The sequence below is a fragment of the Streptomyces sp. NPDC047525 genome, from assembly GCF_040643025.1.
Classification (GTDB): domain Bacteria; phylum Actinomycetota; class Actinomycetes; order Streptomycetales; family Streptomycetaceae; genus Streptomyces; species Streptomyces durmitorensis.
The window spans coordinates 589,068-611,751 of sequence record NZ_JBEYTL010000002.1 but is presented as its reverse complement, the minus strand read 5'-3'; the positions used below and the strand labels follow the sequence as shown (position 1 = coordinate 611,751).

General features: G+C 70.0%; 18 protein-coding genes and 1 pseudogene. 12 read left to right on the top strand and 7 right to left on the bottom strand.

Annotated elements, in window-relative coordinates:
• The first annotated feature begins 400 nt into the window (after positions 1–400).
• The gene (locus tag ABZ833_RS07585; RefSeq protein WP_361042441.1) at positions 401–1,753 is read left to right on the top strand and encodes an esterase-like activity of phytase family protein; all 1,353 of its coding nucleotides are present in this window, start codon (positions 401–403) and stop codon (positions 1,751–1,753) included.
• 45 nt (positions 1,754–1,798) lie between these two features.
• On the opposite strand, the gene ABZ833_RS07580 is transcribed toward ABZ833_RS07585, so the two are convergent.
• Together ABZ833_RS07580 and xylA are read right to left on the bottom strand one after the other, a co-directional pair.
• Positions 1,799–2,134, bottom strand: a complete 336-nt coding sequence (locus ABZ833_RS07580; RefSeq protein ID WP_361042439.1) for a hypothetical protein — start codon at positions 2,132–2,134, stop codon at positions 1,799–1,801.
• Positions 2,135–2,485: 351 nt separating this feature from the next.
• Complete coding sequence (gene xylA, locus ABZ833_RS07575) at positions 2,486–3,652, bottom strand: xylose isomerase (RefSeq protein WP_361042436.1); 1,167 nt, start codon at positions 3,650–3,652, stop codon at positions 2,486–2,488.
• 193 nt (positions 3,653–3,845) lie between these two features.
• On the opposite strand from xylA, the gene xylB reads away from it, so the two are divergent.
• The 3 genes and pseudogenes from xylB to ABZ833_RS07560 form a co-directional block, all read left to right on the top strand.
• Positions 3,846–5,309 (top strand): xylulokinase, encoded by a 1,464-nt coding sequence (gene xylB / locus ABZ833_RS07570; RefSeq protein WP_361042433.1) that lies wholly within the window; start codon positions 3,846–3,848, stop codon positions 5,307–5,309.
• A gap of 28 nt (positions 5,310–5,337) precedes the next feature.
• The gene (locus tag ABZ833_RS07565) at positions 5,338–6,549 is read left to right on the top strand and encodes an ROK family transcriptional regulator (RefSeq protein ID WP_361042431.1); all 1,212 of its coding nucleotides are present in this window, start codon (positions 5,338–5,340) and stop codon (positions 6,547–6,549) included.
• 10 nt (positions 6,550–6,559) lie between these two features.
• A pseudogene (locus tag ABZ833_RS07560) lies at positions 6,560–6,685 on the top strand (IS5/IS1182 family transposase); the annotation flags it as partial.
• Positions 6,686–6,741: 56 nt separating this feature from the next.
• On the opposite strand, the gene ABZ833_RS07555 reads toward ABZ833_RS07560, so the two are convergent.
• Entirely contained in the window at positions 6,742–7,488 is a 747-nt protein-coding gene (locus tag ABZ833_RS07555) for an aminoglycoside phosphotransferase family protein (RefSeq protein ID WP_361042429.1), read from the bottom strand.
• Between the two features lie 126 nt (positions 7,489–7,614).
• Entirely contained in the window at positions 7,615–8,154 is a 540-nt protein-coding gene (locus ABZ833_RS07550; protein WP_361042426.1) for a cupin domain-containing protein, read from the bottom strand.
• A gap of 136 nt (positions 8,155–8,290) precedes the next feature.
• Here ABZ833_RS07550 and ABZ833_RS07545 point away from each other — a divergent pair, with 136 nt between their 5' ends.
• The 8 genes from ABZ833_RS07545 to ABZ833_RS07510 all read left to right on the top strand — a co-directional run bounded on the left by ABZ833_RS07545 (position 8,291) and on the right by ABZ833_RS07510 (position 18,110).
• Positions 8,291–9,181, top strand: a complete 891-nt coding sequence (locus ABZ833_RS07545; protein WP_361042423.1) for a LysR family transcriptional regulator — start codon at positions 8,291–8,293, stop codon at positions 9,179–9,181.
• Between the two features lie 69 nt (positions 9,182–9,250).
• Complete coding sequence (locus ABZ833_RS07540; RefSeq protein ID WP_361042420.1) at positions 9,251–10,189, top strand: MerR family transcriptional regulator; 939 nt, start codon at positions 9,251–9,253, stop codon at positions 10,187–10,189.
• A 29-nt stretch (positions 10,190–10,218) separates the two neighbouring features.
• Positions 10,219–11,508, top strand: a complete 1,290-nt coding sequence (locus ABZ833_RS07535; RefSeq protein WP_361042417.1) for an MFS transporter — start codon at positions 10,219–10,221, stop codon at positions 11,506–11,508.
• A 165-nt stretch (positions 11,509–11,673) separates the two neighbouring features.
• The gene (locus tag ABZ833_RS07530; RefSeq protein WP_361042415.1) at positions 11,674–13,089 is read left to right on the top strand and encodes a tetratricopeptide repeat protein; all 1,416 of its coding nucleotides are present in this window, start codon (positions 11,674–11,676) and stop codon (positions 13,087–13,089) included.
• A gap of 353 nt (positions 13,090–13,442) precedes the next feature.
• Positions 13,443–14,456 (top strand): acetamidase/formamidase family protein, encoded by a 1,014-nt coding sequence (locus ABZ833_RS07525; RefSeq protein ID WP_361042412.1) that lies wholly within the window; start codon positions 13,443–13,445, stop codon positions 14,454–14,456.
• A 39-nt stretch (positions 14,457–14,495) separates the two neighbouring features.
• On the top strand, positions 14,496–15,095 hold the full coding sequence (locus ABZ833_RS07520) for an N-acetylmuramoyl-L-alanine amidase (protein ID WP_361042410.1): 600 nt from the start codon (positions 14,496–14,498) through the stop codon (positions 15,093–15,095).
• Positions 15,096–15,194: 99 nt separating this feature from the next.
• Positions 15,195–16,478, top strand: a complete 1,284-nt coding sequence (locus tag ABZ833_RS07515) for a GAF domain-containing protein (RefSeq protein ID WP_361042408.1) — start codon at positions 15,195–15,197, stop codon at positions 16,476–16,478.
• 108 nt (positions 16,479–16,586) lie between these two features.
• On the top strand, positions 16,587–18,110 hold the full coding sequence (locus ABZ833_RS07510; RefSeq protein ID WP_361042406.1) for an aldehyde dehydrogenase family protein: 1,524 nt from the start codon (positions 16,587–16,589) through the stop codon (positions 18,108–18,110).
• A 219-nt stretch (positions 18,111–18,329) separates the two neighbouring features.
• Here the strand turns inward: ABZ833_RS07510 and ABZ833_RS07505 are convergent, their stop codons facing one another.
• From ABZ833_RS07505 to ABZ833_RS07495, 3 genes are all read right to left on the bottom strand, one after another.
• Positions 18,330–18,470 carry a hypothetical protein gene (locus ABZ833_RS07505; RefSeq protein WP_361042404.1) on the bottom strand — a complete coding sequence of 47 codons (141 nt, stop codon included), beginning with the start codon at positions 18,468–18,470 and terminating at the stop codon, positions 18,330–18,332.
• A 121-nt stretch (positions 18,471–18,591) separates the two neighbouring features.
• On the bottom strand, positions 18,592–21,753 hold the full coding sequence (locus ABZ833_RS07500; RefSeq protein ID WP_361042401.1) for an amino acid adenylation domain-containing protein: 3,162 nt from the start codon (positions 21,751–21,753) through the stop codon (positions 18,592–18,594).
• 78 nt (positions 21,754–21,831) lie between these two features.
• The gene (locus tag ABZ833_RS07495) at positions 21,832–22,632 is read right to left on the bottom strand and encodes an NAD(P)-dependent oxidoreductase (RefSeq protein ID WP_361042399.1); all 801 of its coding nucleotides are present in this window, start codon (positions 22,630–22,632) and stop codon (positions 21,832–21,834) included.
• Between the last annotated feature and the right edge of the window lie 52 nt (positions 22,633–22,684).

Genomic DNA, 22,684 nt, shown 5'->3' with positions numbered 1-22,684 from the left:
GGCCGGAACGCACACGGCGGCCACCGGCGTATCCACGCCGCCCACGCACGCGCCGGGAACACCGGCGCGCGCACTCCCCCTGACCAGCGATTGAGCGCGGGCATGTCATCCGCGAGTGTGGATCACACCGGTTCCGGGGGTGCCGACCGCGACTGGACGCCCCCGACCCGCAGGGCCCCGGAGTGAATTGAGTGCGTCAGCGTGATCCAGGCGAAGGGGAGGACAGAGGCCAGGTGCCCAACTATCGCTGACCGACCTGCGGGTGACGGCGGCGCCTCCTGCCCCTCGCGGGAGGCGCCGTCAGCACGCCCCCTCCCGTTCACCTCTCTGCCTCCCTGTGTTCGCGGCGACGGCGAAGTCTGATCGCTGTCCCCGAATACTCGCGCCCCAGGAGGCACCCATGTCCCCGCACGCCGCACGTAAGCGTCGCGTCCGCCGTTCCGTCGCGGCGGGTGTGCCCTTCGTCGTGCTCGCCGCGATCGCGGTGACCGGGACCGCCACGGGCGCCCCCACCGACGAGAAGGAGAAGGCGCCCCGCATCACGTCGACGGCGACGCTCGGCGATGTGCCTCTGGGCACATTCAGCAACTCCCTGCTGCCCGGGACGGTGAGCGACGACCGCGGTGTGGATCTCGGCGGCATCGGCAGCGACATCTATCCCGCGGGCCGCAAGGGTGAGTTCTGGACGGTCACCGACCGGGGGCCCAACGGCCAGATCAAGGTGGACGGCAAGAAGCGACGCACCTTTCCCGTTCCCGGATTCGACCCCGCGATCGTGAAGATCCGCGTCTCCGGTGACACCGTGAAGGTCATCGACGCGCTCCCGCTGACGACCTCCTCCGGGAAGCCCGTCACGGGCTTGTCCAACCAGGAGGGGCGCGATGAGGCTCCGTACACGTACGACGCGAAGACAGCGTTGGCCTACGACCCGAACGGCCTGGACACCGAAGGCATCGTGCGGGCGCACGACGGCAGCTTCTGGCTGGTCGACGAGTACGGGCCCTCGCTCGTCCATGTCTCGGCGCGCGGGAAGGTGCTCAAGCGCTATGTCCCCAAGGGCCTGAAGCTGGCGGGCGCCGACTACCCGGTCGTGGAGGCGCTGCCGGGCGTTCTGCTGCACCGCAAGGGCAATCGCGGCTTCGAAGGGCTCGCTCAACTCCCCGGTGGGGACCTGGTGATGGCGGTCCAGAGCCCGCTCTCCCTCCCGGACGAGGACGCGGGCGACGCCTCGCGGACGACGCGACTGCTGCGCTTCTCGCCGAAGAAGCAAGCGGTCACCGCCGAGTACGCGTACCGCTTCGACGCGGTTGATGTCGTCGACCCGGGTGAGGATGACACGTCCGAGCTGAAGATCTCCTCCGTGGTGGCCGTCGGGCGTGACCGGCTCCTCGTCGAGGAGCGCACCGACAAGGCCGCGCGGCTGCAGACGGTGAAGCTGGACCGCCGCTCCGACATCCTCGGCGAGCGGTGGGACGACGCCGCCACGAAGCCCTCCTTGGAGGAGCTCGATGATCCGGCGGGCTCCGGAGTGCCCGTCCTGAAGAAGCGTCTCCTGGTCGACCTGGGCGCCATCGACGGGGTGCCCGACAAGATCGAAGGCGTGGCCCGCGTGAACAGCCACACCCTCGCCCTGATCAACGACAACGACTTCGGGATGACGGACGGGACGGAGGCATTCGACAAGGACGGCCGGCTCGTGGACAGCGATGTGGAGACCACGGTGTCGTACGTACGGCTGCCGAAGGGCCTCTGAGCGCGCTGTCCCCGCGTCCGAAGTGCCGGTCAGCCGGTCAGCCGGTCAGGGCAGCGACTCTGTGACACCCACCTGCAAGAAGTAGTAGGGCACTTCGTTGTCCGCGCGTGACGGGATCAGGGAGTCCAGATCGCTCGGCAGGTCACCACTCGGCAGGTCGCTCGGCAGGTTGCTGGGGAGGTCCGAGGGCAGGCCGCTCGGCAGGTTCGACGGCACCTCCGTCGGCAGCTCGGAGGGGATCTCCGACGGAATGCTCAGCGACGGCGTGGGCTTGCCGTCCGAGCTCTCGCTGGTCTCGGAGGGGCCCTTCTTGTCGTCGGAGCCGTCACCGCTGGTGGCCACCAGGACCACCGCGACGACGGCTCCGATCGCGACGATCACGGCAAGGAGGACGAACAGCCCGCCCCGCCGTCCGGACGGCCCTCCCGGCGGCGGCTGAGGCGGCCACCCGCCTCCTCCAGGCGGTACGCCGCCGCCTCCAGGGGGCACGCCGCCACCCGCGGGAGGCCAGCCCCCGTCGCCCGGTGGTGGTCCGTACCCGTCACCCGGAGGCGGACCGTACCCTCCTCCGGGCGGGCCGAAGCCGCCATCGCCCGGAGGGGGTCCGTCACCCGGCGGAGGGGGAGGCTGCGGTGGTACGGGCGGCATGGCCATACCGTCAAGAGTCGCCTCGAAAGGGTCAAGATGCGACCCCTGTGCGGAAGTTGATGCCTCCGGAGCAGGAGCCTGCGGTCAGCCACGCGCCCCCAGGAGATGATCCATGGCCAGCTGGTCGAGGTGCTCGAAGGCCATGCCACGGTCCGCGGCGGCCGTCACGTCGAAGTCCTCGAAGGCAGCGCGGTCGGCGAGCAGCCCGGAGAGACCGTCTTCGGCGGTCGGCAGGGACAGCTCGTCCAGACGGGAGGCGCGCAGGGCTTCCTGGACCTCCGGGTCGGCGCGGAAGGCGGCCGAACGCTCCCGAAGAATCAGGTAGTTGCGCATGCAGCCGGATGCCGACGCCCACACGCCCGCGTAGTCCTCCGTACGCGGGGGCTTGAAGTCGAAGTGCCGCGGCCCTTCGTAACCGCCCCTCTCCAGGAGGTCCACCAGCCAGAAGGCGCTCCGCAGATCGCCCGCCCCGAAGCGGAGGTCCTGGTCGTACTTGATGCCGGTCTGGCCGTTGAGGTCGATGTGGAACAGCTTGCCCGCCCACAGGGCCTGGGCGATGGAGTGCGGGAAGTTGAGGCCGGCCATCTGCTCGTGGCCCACCTCGGGGTTGACGCCGAACAGATCGGAACGCTCCAGGCGCTCGATGAAGGCGAGGGCGTGCCCGACGGTGGGCAGCAGGATGTCGCCGCGCGGCTCGTTCGGCTTGGGCTCGATCGCGAAGCGCAGGTCGTATCCCTGCTCCGTCACGTAGTCGCCGAGCAGGTCGAAGGCTTCCTTCATACGGTCGAGAGCGACGCGTACGTCCTTCGCCGCACCGGACTCCGCCCCTTCCCTGCCGCCCCAGGCGACATAGGTGCGGGCACCCAGTTCCACCGCGAGGTCGATGTTGCGGATCGTCTTGCGCAGCGCGTAACGGCGCACGTCCCGGTCGTTGGCCGTGAACGCCCCGTCCTTGAAGACGGGGTGCGTGAAGAGGTTCGTGGTCGCCATCGGTACCACGAGACCCGTCGCGTCGAGCGCCTGCCGGAAGCGCTTGATGTGCGACTCGCGCTCGGTGTCCGAGGCGCCGAAGGGGATCAGGTCGTCGTCGTGGAAGGTCACTCCGTAGGCACCCAGTTCAGCCAGGTGACGCACGGAGTCGGCCGGGTCGATGGCCGCCCTCGTCGCGTCCCCGAACGGGTCCCTTCCCTGCCAGCCGACGGTCCACAGGCCGAAGGTGAACTTGTCCTCAGGAGTGGGCTGGTACGTCATGTGCGGCTCCCTGGATGACTGGTGCACGACTGCGTGGCCGACCCGGGCATGGCTGCATGCCCGCTCATGTGCGGCTGCCGCGACTATTTCGTCATGGCGATTAACAAATTAGTATCCGGAGGCATCCCTGGGAAGGTCGGACGGAAAGAAGTCCGGGCGAGCCCGGAAAGAGCCGCGGGAACGGAGACCCCCGATGTCATCAGCGCCAGCAGCCGACGGGCCCCTCGTCGTCGGCGTGGACAGCTCCACGCAGTCCACCAAGGTCCTGGTCGTCGACGCCGCCACGGGCAGGGTGGTGGCCTCTGGTCAGGCCCCGCACAGCGTCAGCTCGGGGGCCGCCCGCGAGAGCGACCCCGAGGAGTGGTGGAACGCCCTGTGCGCGGCGCTCGACCAGTGCGGCAGCGCGGCACGCGAGGCCGCCGCGGTAGCGGTCGGCGGCCAGCAGCACGGGCTCGTCACGCTGGACGCGCGGTCCAGGCCGGTACGGCCCGCCCTGCTGTGGAACGACGTGCGCTCGGCGGCCCAGGCCCGCACCTTGGTGGACCGCTTGGGGGGCCCGAAAGCGTGGGCCGAGCGCGTCGGCAGCGTGCCGGGGCCCTCCTTCACCGTGACCAAGTGGGCCTGGCTCAGCGAGCACGAGCCCGAGGCCGCCCGTGCCACCGCGGCCGTGCGACTCCCCCACGACTACCTCACCGAACGCCTCACGGGATCCGGCACGACCGACCGGGGCGACGCCTCCGGGACGGGGTGGTGGGCGTCGGGGACGGAGGCGTACGACGAGGAGATCCTGGGACTCGTGGGCCTGGACCCCGAGCTGCTGCCACGGGTGGTCCGGCCCGGCGAGGTCGCGGGCACCGTACGCGGAAGCGGCGAACTGCCCTTCTCCAAGGGCACGCTGGTCGCCCCCGGAACCGGCGACAACGCGGCAGCGGCGCTCGGACTCGGCCTGCGCCCCGGCACCCCGGTCCTGAGCCTGGGCACGTCGGGCACCGTCTACGCGGTCTCCAGGCGGCGCCCCGCGGATCCGACGGGGACGGTGGCGGGCTTCGCCGACGCGCGCGGCGACTGGCTGCCGCTGGCCTGCACCCTCAACTGCACCCAGGCCGTGGACCGGGTGGCCACCCTGCTGAGCCTGGACCGTGAGGCGGTGGAGGCGGGCGGCTCCGTCACCCTGCTGCCCTACCTGGACGGCGAGCGCACCCCTGACCTGCCGCACGCCTCCGGGCTGCTGCACGGGCTGCGGCACGACACGACTCCCGGGCAGCTGCTGCAGGCGGCCTACGACGGAGCCGTGCACTCGCTGCTCGGCGCCCTTGATCTGGTCCTGGAAGCGGACGCGGACCGTTCGGCTCCGCTCCTGCTCATCGGCGGTGGGGCGCGCGGCACGGCCTGGCAGGACACCGTGCGACGGCTTTCCGGACGCCCCGTTCAGGTGCCCGAGGCCCGGGAACTGGTCGCACTCGGCGCAGCCGCACAGGCCGCCGGCATCCTGACCGGCGAGGACCCGGCGGCTGTCGCGCGCCGCTGGGGTACGGCCGAGGGGCCGGTGCTGCCCCCTGTGGAGCGGGACGAATCGGCGCTCGCCCGGATCGCCGGGGTAGTCTCCGACGCGGCGCCGCTGCTCGGCAGCGCGGGCCACGAGGACGCACGGCCATGAGGACGGAAGAACAGGGACTGACGGGGGCATGACCGCACCACCGCACGACGCGCGCCAGGGCACGTCCGGAGCCCGGCTGCCCGACACCCAGCAGGGGATGCGACGCCGCAACCTCTCCCGTGTCATGCATGCCGTCGCGGCGCACGGACCGCTGTCCCGTGCCGCCGTGGCCAGCCGGATCGGTCTGACGCGAGCCGCCGTCTCCACCCTGGTGGACGAGCTGATCCGCTCCGGGCTCCTGGACGAGCTGGGCCCCGAACGCCCCAGCAAAGTGGGCCGCCCCGGCTCCGCGCTCGCGGTCAGCAGAAGCGGACCGGCCGGCATCGGCGCCGAAGTGGGCGTCGACCATCTCTCGGTCTGTGCGGTGGACCTGCGCGGAGAGGTACGCGCGCGTGCCGTGCGACAGGGCGACAACCGGGGGCGCGCGCCCCAACCTGTCGTGAAGGAACTCATCGCCCTGGTACGGCAGGTGAGCGACGAAGCCCACCTCGCCGGACTGCGCCCGGCGGGGCTGGCCGTCGCCGTACCCGGCCTCGTCTCACGCGGCACGGCGACGGTGGTCCGCGCCCCCAACCTCGACTGGCACGACGTCGACCTGGGCGCACTGCTGCCCGGCGGGCTGCCGCTGACGGTGGACAACGAGGCCAACTTCGGCGCGCTGGCCGAGCTGTGGCTCGGCGACGAGGTGCCCCAGGACTTCCTGCACGTCTCGGCGGAGATCGGCATCGGCGCCGCGCTGGTCGTCGACGGGCGGCTGCTGCGCGGGACACGCGGCTTCGCGGGCGAGTTGGGGCATGTACCGGTGTGGCCGGACGGCCCAGCCTGCCCGTGCGGCGGCCGTGGCTGCCTGGAGCAGTACGCGGGCGAGGAGGCGGTGTTGCGCACGGCGGGCCTCTCCCCGGGGGCGGACCGCGTCGGGCTGCTCGCGGAGCGCGCCGCGCAGGGCGACGAGGACGTGCGTAGGGCGCTGCACGGCGCCGGGACCGCACTGGGCATCGCGCTCACCGGTGCGGTGAATCTGCTGGATCCGCGCTCGGTGGTGCTCGGCGGAGCCCTGTCGCGGCTGGCGCCGTGGCTGCTGCCGTCCCTGGAGGCCGAGTTGGGGCGCCGCACGGCGGGCACGACATGCGACGTCACTGTCTCCGGACTGGGTTCCGACGGCCCCTTGCTGGGGGCCGCGCACTCGGCGATACGGGCGGTGCTCGATGACCCCGCGGGTGCGGCCGCTCTCGGCTCCTGACGGGGCGGACACCGGTCCGTCCCCGGTGGACCGGGGCACGGGCGGCAGCAAACTCCACCTGATCGTCGTCGAGGCGCACAGCATCCCGCTCGTCGCGATCACCGCCGTCGGCAACCGCAAGGACGTCCTCCAACTCGCACATCGCCCGGCGCGGCATCAGACCGCACTCGTGGCAGTCAGGCCCGCGCAGCCTCACATCCGGGATCTCAGCACGTCGACCTCACAACCCGGCGCGAACGGGTCGAAGCCGTGCTCGACCAGCCAGCGGACCCCCAGCAGGCTACGCAACGACCACCACGCGTGGATCACGTCGAGGTCGACGTCGGTGCCATAGCCGGCGACGACGTCATCGATGTGCTCCTCCTGTCCGAGCGTCAAGGTGGCGAGGTCGTACAGGGCGTCGCCCTGGCCCGCCTCGGACCAGTCGATGATGCCCGTGATCTCGTCATCGTCGACGAACACGTGAGCGATCTGTAGGTCGCCGTGCGTGAACGCCGGAGTCCACGGCCGGAGCGCCGCCTCGGCGACCTGGCGGTTGCGGGTGACCAGGTCGGCGGGCAGGACGCCGTTCGTCACGAGCCACTCACACTCGCCGTCGAGATCCGCCGCCACCTCGGCGAGGTCCCGGCCGGCTCGGCCGGGCCGGGGCGGCAACGGCGCGTCGTGCAGTTTCCGGATGGCGGCACCCGCCGCGGCCCACGCCGTCGGCGACGCGGTCGACGGCTCGCCGAGGCGGCCGAGCGTCGCCCCCGGGACCGCGGCGATCGCGAGCACGGGCGGCTTGCGCCACAGGATCTCCGGAGTCGGGACCGGCGCAAGGGCCATCGCATCGACCTCGACGTCGATGCGTGCCTGATCGGCGTCCACCTTCAGGAACACGTCGCCGACGCGCAGCGTCGCGCGCTCGGAATGGGCGACGACGACCTTGACCTCATCCATGGGCGACCAGTATCCCGGACGACCGTCCACGTCGCCGGGAATATCGCCTCCGACCTCGCTGCTGACCGCCTCCCGCAACCCTGCGGCGCCTCGTGCGCGACACCGACCCATGACCACATCGCCTTGTCAACGCCACTGCGGTCCCCCGACGAAGTGCACGTCGTATGTGTCGTGCAGCTCATCCATGCTGTCCCATGCCGCCTCGCCCCGCGCGATGCGCCCCAACTGACGGAGATAGCCGAACCGCTCGATTCCCGGAGTGAGAACGGCGAAGAACTCCGCCGGGCCGTCGGACGACGCTCCGAAGGCGTGCACTACGCCGGGCGGCACCACGACCAGACCACCCGCGCCGACAGCGGTCGGAGCACCGTCGAGCAGGAACTCCATGGTGCCGCCGAGCACATAGAAGAGCTCCGTGGACAGGCGGTGGTGATGCGGACGCGTGCCGTCGGCGCCGGCGGGCAGCTCGAGCCGGTTGGCCCCCAGGAGTCCGTCGGTCGCTCGACTGTCCTCGAGCAACTGGAATTGGCCTCCTCCGGGCAAGGGCACTTTCTCCGCGTCTCCTTCGTGGACGATCAGGGCGTGCGGGGTGCCAGACATGTCGTACTCCTTCGAGTCCATGAACATCGTGGTGGCCGTGAGGATCGTGATGGTTGTGAGGATCACGACGGCCGGGGTGGTCGTGGGGACCAGTCCATCGCGGGAACACAGCGCGTCCAAGAAGACGTTCACGAAGGCAGTGATCACTAGCGCTGATGAATGCGCGGGGTGCGGACCAAATGCGGGAGGGGCAGCGACCACTGTGGAGCTTCGGCAACTCGACTACTTCGTGGCGGTCGCGGACGAGGGCGGCTTCGGCCGGGCAGCCGTGCGGCTGCACGTCGTGCAGGCCTCGGTGAGCCAGCAGATCGCCCGTCTCGAGCGGGAGTTGGGCGTACGCCTCTTCGACAGGACCACCCGTCGCGTGGGCCTGACAGCGGCCGGGGAGCGGCTGCTGCCGGAGGCGCGCGCGGCGCTCGCAGCCGCTGCCCGCGTGCGTCATGTGGCCGCGGAGATCGTCTCCGGTGGGGAGGGTGTGCTGCGGCTCGGCACCGCCCGCGCGTTCGCCGAGCGCGTGCACCCGGCCCTCGACGTGCTCGCGAAACAAGTCCCGGGGCTTCGGGTCCGCCTGGTCCAGGAGGCCCGTGAGCGGCGTGTCGACGCACTACGGAGCGGGGAGTTGGATGCCGCGCTCGTCCGGGGTGACGGACCGCTGCCGGGTCTGGCGACGGTGCCTGTCTGGGACGATCCGCTGATCGTCGCGTTGCCCGCGACGCATCCGCTGGCAGCCTTGCCCCGTCTTGAGCCGACCGATCTCGCGGGACTGCCACTGCGGTTGGCGCCGCGCGAGCGCAATCCCGCGTTTCACGACCTGGTGACGGGGTTGCTGCGGGCCTCCGGCACCGATGTGGCGGCCGGCCCGCACTTCACCACCTTGCAGGAGACCCTGACGGCGATCGCCACGGACTCCGCGAGCGGCGCGGAGTCCTGGACTGTCTTCGACCTCGTGGGAGAGCTGCCCCCGGCCCGCCGTATCGCCTTCCGGCCGCTGCTCGGCGCACGCTCGACCGTCAGCCTCGCCGTGCGGCCCGGGCCGCTGTCCCCCGCGATCCGGCACCTGCTCACGGCCCTGGAGCCCGCGGATGCACAGTAAGTCCTGTGGTCCGTCCCCGTGGCGGACGAGGCTTGAGTCTCCAGTAGGGGGAGACGTGAAGGTGGAGGCATGAACGGCGACACGCTCTACTCGATCGGTGATCTGGCCCGGCGGACCGGCCTGACGGTCAAGACCGTCCGGTTCTACTCCGACACGGGGATCGTGCCGCCCGCCGACCGCAGCCCGGCCGGCTACCGCCTGTACGGCACCGATGCCGTCGCCCGCCTCGATCTCGTACGCACCCTGCGCGACCTGGGGCTCGACCTTCCCACGATCCGGAAGGTGGTGGACCGGGAGGTCTCACTCCCCGAGGTCGCAGCGGCGCACGCGGACGCGCTGGAGGTGCAGATCCGTGTGCTGCGCCTGCGGCGCGCGGTCCTGACAGCGGTGGCCAAGCGCGGGTCCACCCCTGAGGAGTTGGATCTCATGCACAAGCTCGCCAAGCTCTCCGAGGACGAACGCCAACGTCTGATCGACGACTTCCTGAGTGCCGTTTTCGACGGCCTGTACGACCACCCTGCCTTCGCGGCGGTCACCCGCTCCCTCACTCCCGAACTGCCCGACAGTCCCGAGGCCGAGCAGGTCGAGGCGTGGGTGGAGCTGGCCGAGCTGTTCCAGGACCAGGGGTTCCGCACCACCATGCGAGGGATGGCCCGAGATCTGGCGTCCGACCGCGCCCGGGACGACAGCACCGGCCTGCCCCGCGTCCTCGCCGAGGCTCTCCGCGCGCAGGTCGCCCCGGCCCTGGCGGCAGGCATCGCTCCGGCCTCGACCGAGGCCGATCCCATCGTCACGGCGCTCGCGGCGCACTACGCGCACGTCATTGGTCTCCCCGACGACATCGACCTCCGGCGACGCCTGGTATCCCGCTTGGAGTCCATGGACGATCCCCGCAGGGACCGCTATCTGACGCTGCTCGCGGTGATCAACGGGTGGCCCGCACCGGAGAGTCTGGCGCCGGTGCTCGACTGGGGCATCCTGGCTCTGCGTGCCCGAATGCCTCGATAGTGGGCCAGCCGAGCGTGGGCCGGTCAAGAGTGGACCGGTCAAGCTCGATCCGCGCCGCCGGCCCCACCGAACCGGCCGATGCCGCACCGCGGCGATTCCTCTCCGGCTACCGGGACCTGATGGACGTACCCGGCTTCTGGCGGCTCGCCGCGATCGGCATGGCGTCGAAACTGCCGCCCAGCATGGTCGGCCTGAGCCTGCTGCTCCTGGTCGGCCGGGATCACTCGTACGGAACCGCGGGCCTTGCGGTGAGCGGTTTGGCGGTAGGCCAGGGTGTCACCGCTCCCCTGCGCGGACGGCTCATCGACCGTCATGCGCCCCGTCCGGTCCTGCTGGGCTGTCTTGCCGCCTATCTGACGGCCACTCTGGTGCTGATTCTCGTGGTGCGTGGGGGCGGGCCCGTCGCCGCGATCCTGGCGCTCGCCGCTGCCATGGGCGCGTGCGCCCCGCCGGTCGCCGTCATGATGCGTTCGGTCTGGCACCGCGCCACGGACGGCTCAGCGAAGAGCTCCACCGACAACTCCTCGGGCGCCGGGAAGCTGGCCACCGCGATGGCTCTCGACTCGTCGATGATGGGCGCCGCACTGATCACCGGCCCTGTGCTCGCCAGTTGGCTGAGCCTCTCGGTCTCGCCGGTCGTGCCGTTCGTGGTCGTGGCGCTGCTGACGGCCGTCGCGGTCGGCATGCTGATCAACTCTCCGCAGCCCCCGTCGCGTTCCGCTCGGTACGGGCACTGGCTCGGCCCGCTGGCATCCGCTCCCCTGCGGCGCCTGCTGGCCGCGGACGCCCTCTTCGTCATGGCGGTGACCGGGGTGGACGTGGTCCTGCCGATCTACGCGCGGGAGTATCACGCGGCCGGGTTCACCGGTCTGTACCTGGGGGTTCTGTCCGTCGGCAGCGTTCTGGGCAGCCTCGCCCTGGGCGCCCTACCGCGTCTGCTGTCCGACGGACCCAAGAACTCCCGCGGGCCCAAGGTCTCCCTGCTGCTCTGCGTGTTCGCGGCAGGGACCGGTGCACTGGCCTCGGCGGCGGGAGTTTCGCCCCATGCGGTGCTTCTCCTCTGCCCGCTGGCCGGACTGGTGATCGGCTGCACCTTCGCGACGCTGCGCACCACCGGCGGCGATCTGGCCCCTGACGGGCGCGTCACCGAGACGATGTCCTGGCTGAGCAGTCTCGACATGGCCGGCGGTGCGCTGGGCGCGGCGGCGTTCGCGCACATCGCGGCGGACGAGGGAAGCAGGACGGCTCTGCTGCTGGTGCCTGCGGTCGCCTTGCTGGCCGCGGTGATCGGCTGGAACACGCGGACGCGGAAACCGTGACGGCTCTGCGTGCCGATGACCGTCGGAGTGCATCACATCAATCGGAGTGCATCGCATCAATATGTCGTCATGTCGTTCCCGTGAACCGAGCGTCGCCCTCGTATCACGCGGGCAGAATCGCGAGACTGGACAGACCGGACAGAGCCGACGGAAATGAGGACAGCGATGGAAAGGGACCGGCATGCCCACGTCCTGAGCGACACCAGCGACGAAGCCGCGCGCCACTACGAGCGGGCGCTCGACGCGCTGTTGTTCTTCCGTGGAGAGGTTGCCGACGAGGCGCAGGCCATGGTGGCCGCATCCCCCGATTCCGCGATGGCGCACGTCTTCGCCGCGTATCTCGGGCTTCTCGGCACCGAGGAGAAGGAGGCGGCCGCGGCCCGGCAGTCCTTCAGGGCCTTCCGGGGCACAGCCGATCTTGCCGGGCTTTCACCGCGCGAGAAGATGCACGCGGCTGCGGCCGAGGCGTGGCTGGACGGGGACATGCTGCGTGCCGGCGACATCCTCGGCGAGATCAGCACCGGGTTCCCTCGTGATGCCCTCGCCCTCGCCGTCGGCCACCAGATCGACTTCTTCACGGGCGATGCGCAGCGGCTGCGTGACCGGATCGGTGGCGCTCTCTCCGCGTGGGACGGTGACGACCCGCACTTCGGCCCGCTGCTGGGGATGTACGCCTTCGGGCTTGAAGAGGCCGGGCACTACGGCCACGCCGAGGAGATCGGGCTGCGAGCGGTCGAACGTCACCCGCGGGATGTGTGGGGCATCCATGCGGTCGTCCACACGTACGAGATGCGCGGGCTGTTCGACGTAGGGATCCGCTATCTGGACGCGCGAACCGAGGACTGGACTGACGGCAACTACCTTTCCGTGCACAACGCGTGGCACTACGCCCTGTACGCACTGGAGGCGGGGAGCATCGAGAGGGTCCTCGGCGTCTACGACAACACCCTCCACAACGAGGCGTCGCAGGCCATCGCCATGGAGCTCCTGGACGCCTCCGCCCTGTTGTGGCGGCTGCTCCTGGCCAACATCGACGTCGAGCCCCGCTGGGCGGCACTCGCCCAGGCATGGGCCGGGCGTGAGGCCGGCGCCTACTACGCCTTCAACGACGTCCATGCCGTGATGGCGTACGCGGGGGCCGGGCGGCTCTCCGATGCCGAGCGGCTGGTGAAGGACCGCGAGCAATGGCTCACCCGGACCGACTCCGCGGTGTCGAACCACGCGATGACGCGCGAGGTCGGGATCCCGGTGTGCCGCGCCCTCATCTCCTACCGGCAGCGGCAGTACGGCCGCGTGGTCGAGCTGCTCGCCCCGATCCGCTACCGCCTCAATTCCTTCGGCGGCAGCCACGCACAGCGCGACGCCATCCAGCGCACTCTGGTCGAGGCCGCCATCCGCTCCGGCCGGCACGACCTGGCGCGCACCTTGCTCAGCGAGCGCATCAACCTGCGTCCCATCTGCCCCTACAACTGGCGGGCCCGTGCCCGGCTGGCCGACCGGCTCGGAGACACGGCTCAAGCTGCGGCGGCGCGCGACCGCGCCGAGAGGCAAGCCGCTGTGGGCGCTGCTGCTTTGGGCTGAGGTCGGCTGGGCCGCCAGCCGCTCCCTCCGTCCCCTCCGTCCCCTCCGGTCCCGCCTCTCCCCCGCCCCTGAGGTCCCCTGGTCCCCCTCAAGGGTGGCCGGGTTATCCACAGTCACGGTGCTATACACAGATTGAGGTCGGGCCCTTCCGGCTCAACCGACCTTCGCCGTAACGTAATTGAGGCGGGACACCATCGCCCTGACGGCGGTTTCGTGTCCTCGTGGATCGGGGGATTCAGGTGCCGGGGGCAAGCCATCCTGGGCTGCGTCGCTGGGGCATCGGACCGCACAAAGGTCCCCGGCTCCCCACAGCACGACAGATCGACAGAACGACAGAACGGAGCAGCCCTGCCATGAACCAGCCTCGGATCCTGACCGTACGGCCCGAACCGGGCGAGTATGCCTGGACGTTCGGTGGCGCGCCGCCCGTGGCACGGATCGCTCCGGGCACGGTCCTCGACCTGTACACGGAGGACTGCTTCGCGGGAAAAGTACGCTCCGAGAAGGACATGGTGTCCGAGGTCTGCCAATTCCCGTTCCTGAACCCACAGACCGGGCCCTTCTATGTAGAGGGCGCGGAGCCGGGCGACACCGTCGCTGTGCACTTCGTGTCGATCGAACCGGCTCGCGACTGGGCGGCGTCCACCACTGTTCCCCTCTTCGGGGCGCTCACCTCCACCCACACCACCGCATCGCTCCAGCCGCCGCTGCCCGAGACCGTGTGGATATGGCAGCTCGACCGGGACCGGCGCACCGCGCAATTCAGCGCGCGGGACGGTGACTTCGAGATCGCGCTGCCGATGGATCCGATGCACGGCACGGTCGGCGTCGCACCGGCCAATCTGGAGGTGCGCTCGGCGCTCGTGCCCGACGCGCACGGCGGCAACATGGACACTCCCGAGATGCGGGCTGGGGTCACCTGCTACCTCGGGGTGAATGTGGAGGGCGCGCTCCTCAGCCTGGGCGACGGACACGCACGGCAGGGCGAGGGAGAGACCTGCGGAGTCGCCGTCGAATGCGCCATGAACACAGTCGTGATCGTCGAGCTCCTGAAGGGAATCCCCACACCCTGGCCGCGCCTGGAGTCCGACACTCACATCATCTCCACCGGCTCGGCGCGCCCCCTTGAGGACGCCTTCCGAATATCCCAACTCGACCTCGTGCAATGGCTGGTGCGCGACTACGGCTTCAGCGAGCTCGACGCCTACCAGTTCGCGACGCAGACCGTCGAGTCGCCGCTCGCCAATGTCTGCGACACCAACTACACGTGCGTTGCCAAGATCCGCAAGGAGTGGCTGCCCGCGCGTGAGACTCACCGGGGGCTGCATGCGCGGCTGCGCGAGACGGCCAAGGTGCTGCCCCACTGAAGAGCCCAGCTGTTCCCCCCACCGAGAGGTAGGCCGGCCATGGATCGAGCAAGACGGCATCCCAGCAGGCGCAAGCTGTTGCAAGGAGCGGCTCTGGCCGCCCTCCCTGCCGCGCTCCTCCCCGCCACCCGCGCCACGGCTCGCCCTCGGGCGGTCGACTATCCGCTCGCCGAGTGGGTTCCGGCAACCACCTCCAACTACACCGCAGCCAACCGCCCCAGCACGTACCCCGTCGACTACGTGATCGTCCACGTCACCCAGGAGACCTACGCCGACACCCTGGCCATCTTCCAGAACCCGGCGAAGAAGGTCTCGTCCCACTACGTGGTGCGCTCCGAGGACGGCCACATCGCCCAGTGCGTCCGCGAGCGAAACGTCGGCTGGCACGCGGGCAACTGGGACTACAACACCCGCAGCATCGGCATCGAGCACGAAGGATGGGTGGATCAGCCGGAGTACTTCACCGACGCGATGTACGAACAGTCCGCCCTGCTGACCTCGGCGATCTGCGATACGTACGGCATTCCCAAGGACCGCAAGCACATCATCGGGCACGTCGAAGTGCCCGGGACCGACCACACCGATCCGGGGCCGCACTGGGACTGGACGCGCTACATCCGCCTGGTCAACTCTGCCTGACGTCAGCCGCCTGATGCTGTGGCGCCTGCCGGGGCGCTTGTCGGGTCACGCTCGCGGGGCGACGATGGCAACACCGCATCGCCGTCCCGGGAGGCCGACTTGACCGAACCATGGGTGGCCCTGGATTCCGGCGCCGATCCTGCCGAGCGGGTACGGGTGCTGCGGCGCGCCCATGAGAGGTTCACCGAGGCAGGGACAGTGACGCGGCCGGTGCGTTCCGTCGTGGCCGACTCGTGGCGGCGTTCGGCGAGAGCCAGGGTCAGCCCCGAGGACACCGGCGCGACGGTGGAGCTCACCGACGGGGACCTCGGCGCGTATCGGGCCGAGCATCCGCTGGCGGGGGTGATGCCGCTGTTCCGTGAGCTGATGGGCACGTTCGCGATGGACGGTGAGCATCTCCTCGCGGTGTGCGACGCGCACAGCAGGCTGCTCTGGGTCGAGGGACACTCCGCGACCCGGCAGAAGGCGGGGCGGATGAACTTCGTGCCGGGTGCCCGATGGGCGGAGTCCGCGATGGGGACGAACGCTCCGGGCACGGCGGTGGCGTTGGATCGGCCGGTGCAGGTATTCGCCGCCGAGCACTTCATCCGGCGCGTCCAACCCTGGACGTGCGCGGCGGCCCCGGTCCACGATCCGCGGACAGGGCGGCTGCTCGGCGCGGTGGACATCACCGGGGGCGACGGTCTCGCGCATCCGCACAGCCTGGCTTTCGTGCAGGCGGTCGCTCGGGCGGCGGAGTCCCAACTGGCGCTGCTGTCACCGCCGGTGGAGGCCAGGGACACCGTGGGGCTCACTGCGCTCGGCCGCGATGAGGCACTGCTGCTGACCGGCGGTCGCAAGGTGCGGCTGAGCCGCAGGCACAGCGAGATCCTCGTCCTGCTCGCATGCCACCCGGAGGGGCTGACCGGCGACGAGCTGCTGTGCGCGCTGTACGAGGACGAGTCGGTGACGCCCGTGACACTGCGGGCCGAACTGGCACGGCTGCGACGGCTTCTGGGCCCGGAGCTGCTGAGGTCGCGCCCGTATCGGCTCGCGGTGCCGGTCGAGTCGGATGTCGACGCCGTCGAACGGCGGCTCGGTTCCGGGGCGGTCACCGCGGCGGTCGGCGCGTACGCGGGTCCGCTCCTGCCCGCTTCTCAGGCGCCTGCCGTGGCGCGGCTGCGGCGCAGGCTCGCCGATCAGCTGCGGGCGGCGCTCATCGCGCGCCGCGACCCCGATCTCCTGGCCGACTGGGCGCACGCCCCGTGGGGCGAGGACGACCTGCCGGTGTGGCGCGCGCTGGCGCAGGTGCGCCCGACCCCGCCGGTGCTGGCCCGTCTGCGCGAGCTGGACGCGGAGCTGGCCGGCGCCCGCACCAGCCGCAAAGCAACGCACCCGGCGTAGAGAACCGGCCAAGGAGCAACTCCCGCAACGTACCTGCAACGTTCGCACTCCTACTCTCCCGGTGAGAGCTGCCCAACGGCGGGCAGCCTTCCCCGGGAGGCCACCAAGATGACCCGCTACGCAGCGCCCGGCACGGACGGCGCAGTTGTCTCCTACCAGTCCCGCTACGACCACTTCATCGGCGGCGAGTACGTCCCGCCCGCCCGCGGGCAGTACTTCGAGAACCCGAGCCCGGTCAACGGGCAGCCGTTCACCGAGATCGCCCGCGGCACGGCCGAGGACGTGGAGCGCGCACTGGACGCGGCGCACGCCGCCGCGCCCGCTTGGGGCCGCACGTCCGTGACCGAACGCGCAGACGTCCTACGGAAGATCGCCGACCGCATGGAGGCGAACCTCGAAAGCCTCGCGGTGGCCGAGAGCTGGGAGAACGGCAAGCCGGTCCGCGAGACGCTGGCAGCCGACATCCCGCTCGCCATCGACCACTTCCGCTACTTCGCCGGAGTGATCCGCGCGCAGGAGGGGTCCCTGAGCGAGGTGGACGAGGACACCATCGCGTACCACTTCCACGAGCCGCTGGGCGTCGTCGCGCAGATCATCCCGTGGAACTTCCCCATCCTGATGGCGACATGGAAGCTCGCGCCGGCCCTCGCAGCGGGCAACGCGGTCGTCCTCAAGCCCGCCGAACAGACCCCGGCCTCCATCCACTACTGGTTGAGTCTGGTGTCCGACCTGCTGCCGCCCGGTGTCGTCAACATCCTCAACGGCTTCGGCGTCGAGGCGGGCAAGCCCCTCGCCTCCAGCCCGCGCGTCGCGAAGGTCGCCTTCACCGGCGAGACCACGACGGGGCGGCTGATCATGCAGTACGCCTCGGAGAACATCAAGCCGGTGACGCTGGAGCTGGGCGGGAAGTCGCCGAACATCTTCTTCGACGACGTGTGGGCCGCCAACGACGACTTCCGCGACAAGGCGCTGGAGGGCTTCACGATGTTCGCCCTCAACAACGGCGAGGTCTGTACCTGCCCGTCGCGTGCTCTCGTCCAGCGGGGCCACTACAGCGAGTTCATGGAAGCGGCGGTCGCCCGCACGGAGCAGATCGTGGCGGGGCACCCGCTGGACACGGACACGATGATCGGCGCCCAGGCCTCCAACGACCAGCTGGAGAAGATCCTCTCCTACCTGGACATCGGCCAGCAGGAGGGCGCCAAGGTCCTGACGGGCGGTCAGCGCATCACGTACGACGGCGAAATGGCCGGCGGCTACTACGTCCAGCCGACGATCTTCGAGGGCGACAACCGCATGCGGATCTTCCAGGAGGAGATCTTCGGCCCGGTCGTCTCGGTAGCGTCGTTCAGCGACTTCGACGACGCCATCAAGACCGCCAACGACACGCTGTACGGCCTGGGCGCCGGAGTGTGGACGCGCGACATGAACACTGCCTACCGGGCGGGCCGTGCGATCCAGGCGGGCCGGGTCTGGACGAACTGCTACCACGCGTATCCCGCGCACGCGGCGTTCGGCGGCTACAAGCAGTCCGGGATCGGGCGCGAGACGCACAAGATGATGCTGGAGCACTACCAGCAGACGAAGAACCTTCTGGTGTCGTACTCGCCGAAGAAGCTCGGCTTCTTCTAGAGGCACGAGAAAAGGCGCCTGACCTGGGCTTTTGCCCGTCAGGCGCCTTCCACTAGGCCCGCTCAGCGCAGGGCCCGCCTTCTGACCAGGTGTTCCGGACCAGACCCCGACTCACCGCTCAGGCGCCGCGCCCTGGCTGACGCGGTCCACTCCTTCATCGACTGATCGATGAGACGGTTGGCCTGCTCCCGGACGCCGTCCAGGAACGTGTCGGAGATCCTAGGGCCGCTTGGCCAGCCCGGAGGCGAGTTCCGTGCGCGTCAGGACGTACTTCCGTGCCCGCGCCCAGGTTGTGCCGTACGCGGCTGCGTCCACGTAGTTGCCGGCCTGGTTCCGGAACAGCCGCCCGTCCGGCGCCACGCCGACAAGCCCCTCTAGCGAGGTCGCCCTCTCGGTCGGCTCCAGGACTTGCGGGAGAGCTCTTTGAGAGCGACCAGCATGATCCCGCGCAGAACGTCGGTCGTATGCGCCGATGGCGCAGTCAGCCGACTGGTTGATCGGCCCCCGCCGCCACGATCAGTCGGGCGGCGTTGGTGACCGAGGAGTCCAAGAAGAACTCGGCAATCGGGACTTGCACCGTGAACACACTCTTGAGGCGGGAAACGAGCCGCAGCGCGGCCAGAGAGTGGAAACCCAGCGCAAAGATGTCCGTACGCAGGTCGATCGTCGGTACTTTGAGTACCTCACAGTAGATCTCCGCGACCTTGACTTCGAGCTCGCTGCCCTGCGCTTCCTCGGGGACGACACGCTCGCGGCTCTGCAGCGCGAGCAAGGCTGCTTGGTCAACCTTGCCATGCGAGGTGAGCGGGAACCGTTCAACTACTGAGATTTGAGCCGGAATCAGGTGTGGGGGAAGCTGGGTACTAACGTACGCCGCGACTGTTGCCTCGTCGGCGTCCGCACCGATCAGGAACGCGATCAGCTCAAGCTCGGCCGCTGGATCAGCCTCGGTGCGCCGAGGCACGACCAGGCTGCGCGTCACGTCCGGATGGCCGTCGAGTACCGATTCGATCTCGGCGAGCTCGACCCGATGGCCGCGCAGTTTGAGCTGACGGTCCACGCGGCCGAGAAATTCGAGGTCACCTTCGGTAGTCCATCGGCCTTGGTCGCCGGTGCGATACATACGTGCGCCCGGCTCGGCCGCGAAGGGGTCCGCCAAGAAGCGCTCGGCGGTCTGCTCGGGCCGGTTGAGAAAGCCGTCACAGACGCCGGGGCCGGCCAGGTAGATCTCCCCTGGCACGCCGCGTCCAACCGGTGCGAGCAAGGCGTCGAGCACGTAGACGGCGGCGTGCGGCATGGGGCGTCCGATCGGCAGCGCCTCGCGGTCGAAGTCAGCACCAGGCTGGTAGGTCGCGCTGCTCACCGCCGTTTCGGTGAGCCCATAGACATTGGTGAGCGGAATCCCGAAGTCCAACCAGCGCTGGCAGACCTCGATCGGCGCGCGTTCGCCGCCGACCAGCAGTCGCCGCATGGTTTGCGGAACGGGGACAACAGCCGGGTCGATCAGGCGCACTACGTCGATCCAGTAGGCGGTGGGGAGCTCACATATGGTGATCTCGCGCTCTCCGAGGAGGTGCAGCAGTTCCTCCGGGCTGGTCCGTCCGAGCACGCCATCGAAGAAGACGACGCAGCCACCGGCCAGCCAGGTCGGGAAGAACTCCTCGACATGTACGTCGAAGGTCATCGCGGCGACCTGCAGCATCCTGTCTGCCGGGCCCAGATCGAACGTGTCCACCGCGGCACGGGTGAACGCAGTCAGGTTGACATGGGTGACGAGGGTGCCCTTGGGCACTCCCGTCGAGCCGGAGGTGAACGGGACGTACGCGACCTGACGGCCTGGCACAGCGATGTCCTCGAGATCTTCACCGGTCTGGGCCTCGATCGAGGAAGCAACCGCCGGATCGTCGAGGGCGAGCACATGGTGGGCCCCGGCGAAGTCCTCGGCGAGGTCCACGACCGTGAGCACCAAGCGGGGCGCGGTCTCGGCGAGGACGTGGGCCGTGCGGCTGCCCGGCGCGTCCGGAGCCACCGGGGCGTAGGCCCCGCCCGCCTTCAGCACGGCGAGCACGGCGGACGGCCAGGAGGAGCCATGGGGCAAGGCGAGCGCCACCCGCTCGCCCGTGCGAAGACCCAGCTGACGCAGATGCCGCGCGAGCCGGTTGGCCTGGCTGTTGAGCTGTGCGTAACTGACCTGAGTACCGTCTTCACGCTCGATCGCCGGCGCATCCGGGCTCTGTCGGACCCGTCGCTCGAACAGTGCGTGCAGGGTGGCCAGCTCGTCCCCCGGCACGGGTCGGCCGGTGAGCTCCCGATCGGGCTCGGCGTCGGTCGACGTGCGCAGCGCTCCCAGCGGGAACTCGGGATGGGACGCGGCCTCGCCGAGCAGCGCCAGGTAGCTCTCGGCCATGGCCTCGATGGTGCCCGGGTCGAACAGCTCCCTGTCGTACTCGAACTGAAGGCTCAGCTCCCCCAGCGCGTCCACAGCGCCGAGACCGAGACGGTGCCGGGCCCCGCCATTGGACAACTCGTACAGCTCCGTCACCGCGCAGCCCGGCAGCGTGGCCTCGAACTCCGTGGACTGCTCGAAGGAGTACGCCGTCTGGAAGAGCGGGGTCTCATGCGAGGCGCGTTGGGAGTCGACCCGTTTGACAAGCTCGGTGAAAGGCGCGTCTTGTGAGGAGAGCGCGTCGAAAGTACTCAGCTGGAGTTCGCGGACCAGCGAGGCGAAGGACACGTCCGCGTCCAGCCGCAGTCGCAACGGCATGGTGTTGGCGAACAGCCCGATGAGCGACTGGTACTCGGGCCGGGTCCGGCCGGCCAGAGGCGTTCCCATCAGCAGGTCGTCCTGACGGGTGTAGCGGGCCAGCAGCACGCCCCAGACACTGCCGAGCATCGCGAACGGCGTGACCCCGAGCCGCTTGGCGCAGGCGTAGGCATCGGCCCGAAGCTGCTCCGGCACCACTGTCGTGAACTGATCCCCCCGGTAGTCCCGGGACGCTCCTGAACTGTGATCGACCGGCAGTGCAAGGGTCGTCGCCGCACCGGCCAGTTCCCGAGCCCACGCATCGAGCGCGTCGCCGTACCCGCCGTCCTCGGTGATGCGCCGCTGTTCGGCCGCGAAGTCGCGGTACTGCAGGGTGAGGTCAGGCAGATCGGGCTCATCGCCCGCGTGCCATGCGGTGTAGAGGGCGGCGAACTCGGTCCAGAACAGACGCAGCGACCAACCGTCCGCAACGATGTGGTGCATGTTGAGGAAGAACGCGTAGGCGTCATCCTCAAGACGTAGCGCAGCAGCCCGCAGCAGCGGGCCGTGCACAAGGTCGAAGGGCTCGCGAGCGGCTGTCTCGACGAACACACGCCACTCGTCGGGCCGGGAGCGAAAGTCGAACACAGGCAGCGCGAAGGGCTGCGGCGGATCTGTGATCAGGTACAGCTCACCGTTTTCCTCGCCCACCCGGGAGCGCAGCACCTCATGCCGGCGCACGATCTCGGTCACGCAGCGCGCGGCGAGTTCCGTGTTCAACGCGCCACTCAGACGGATCACCATGGGTATTCCGTAAACGCTGCGGCCCGGGGCGAGTTGTTCGGCAATCCAGATCTGCTCCTGCAGGAGGGAGATCCTCTCGGTCTGTCGGTTGCCCATGGGTGCTCCGGTCGGGTGCGTGGCCTTCGGAGTAGTGGTTGACTCGGTCATCATGAACCCGCTCTTCCTGACAGTCGGCTAGTAACCCAATTCCCGGTCGACCAGGCCGATCGGCTCGAGGCCGTTCGCCAGTCGACGAATGTTGCGCCGAACCAGGTCGACGAAGGGTCCGAGTGCGTGATCCAGATCGCCCGCGCAGTGCGCGGTGATCACACAAGTGGGAAGGGACCACAGCGGGTGCTCCGGAGGAAGCGGCTCGGGGTCGGTGACGTCCAGGCCGGCGCCGGCGATCCACCCGGAGGTCAGCGCACGAACGAGGTCATCTGTGACGACGAGCCCGCCGCGCGCCACATTCACCAGGCACGCGTCCCGACGCATGGACCTGAGTCTGACTGCGTCGATCAGCCCGGCCGTGTCCGCGGTCAGCGGCGCCGCGAGGAAGACCACACGGGCCTCGGGCAGCCATTCGTCGAGGCGATCGGGCGTTCCGACCTCGGCGCCCGCCATCGGGGCGCCGCTGCGGCACACCACCTTGGGGCGGACCCTGAACGGGCGCAGCAGTGCGAGCAGTGCCCGGGCAACCCCGCCGCCGCCCACCACAAGGACTTCGGCGTTCGTCAGCCCGATGGCGGGGCGCGGCAGCCACGCGCCGGCCCTCACGGAGGCAGTGCCCTGACGCAGCACGGTCAGCGCGAGCATGAGGGCGTGTTCAGCTACCAGCTCGGACTGGACGCCCACGGCCCGACTCCAGCGGATCCGCTGATCCATGAGCGGCAGGTAGCTTTCGACGCCGGTGGTCGCCAGTTGAACCCAGCGCACCGACGGCGCGCGCTCCAGTGCGGCTGCCAGCACCGAGGCCCGCTCGCCGGTCCAGATCAAGCCCTGCGCCCGGCCCAGCGGAGCCAGTCGAACGCCTGAAGCATGCAGCGCT